The sequence below is a fragment of the Neoroseomonas rubea genome, from assembly GCF_016106015.1.
In the GTDB taxonomy this organism is placed as follows: Bacteria; Pseudomonadota; Alphaproteobacteria; order Acetobacterales; family Acetobacteraceae; genus Neoroseomonas; species Neoroseomonas rubea.
The window spans coordinates 1-814 of the sequence record NZ_JACADQ010000689.1; the positions used below are offsets into that span (position 1 = coordinate 1).

Annotated in this window: 1 protein-coding gene; it reads left to right on the plus strand. The window is 76.0% G+C overall.

Annotation, left to right across the window (positions count from 1 at the left end):
• On the plus strand, positions 1-665 hold a 665-nt coding region (locus HW577_RS25850), incomplete at its 5' end, for a nucleotidyl cyclase domain-containing protein (protein WP_198378936.1).
• Between the last annotated feature and the right edge of the window lie 149 nt (positions 666-814).

The following is an 814-nucleotide window of genomic DNA, read 5'->3' on the forward strand; positions in this document are numbered from 1 at the left end:
GGGACCGCGGGCCGCAGCGCGGCGCCGCCGGCACCAGCGCCGATGTCGCCGCGTGGACCGAGGCCGGCGCGCGCTCCATCTTCATCGGCTGGCCCTGGCCGCGCGACATGGCGGCCGAGGCGCCGCCGGAACCGCGCCGCCGGCCGATGGCCGTGCTGTTCGGGGACCTGCCGCGCTTCAGCGCGCTGGACGATGCGGGGCTCGCCCATTTCTACGAAGGGCCGCTCGCGGCCATGGGGGCGGCGCTGGACCGGCACCCCGCGCTGTATCGCAACGCCTGGGGCGACGCGGTGCAGATCGCCTTCGCCGATGCGCGCGAGGCCGCCGCCTGCGCCTTCGACATGCGCGCCGCGCTGGAACGCCAGGACCCGCCGATCCATCCGCGCTTCGCGATCGATTTCGGCCCGCTGCTGCCGGTGCACGACGCCGTGCAGGGGGCGGACAAGTATTCCGGCCGGGCCATGACGCGCGCCGCGCGGATCGAGCCGGTGACGCCGCCCGGGCGCATCTTCGCGACGGAAGCCTTCGCCTGCGAGGTCGCCCTGCTGCCGCGCGGCAGCGGGCTTGCCTGCGACTATGCCGGCCGCATCCCGACGGCCAAGGGTTTCGGGTCATTGCCGCTCTACGCGGTCAGGCGCGCCAGCGCAGAGGAGGGATGGGCATGAGCGACACGCGCCTGGTCGAGGACCTTGCCAGGATCACCCTGTTCCGCGACCTGCCGCCGGCCGCGCTCGCGCGGCTTGCCGACGGCGCGCGGCGCATCGCCCCCGCCGACGGCGCGCCGCTGTTCGCCCAGGGCGACCCGCCGGACGCC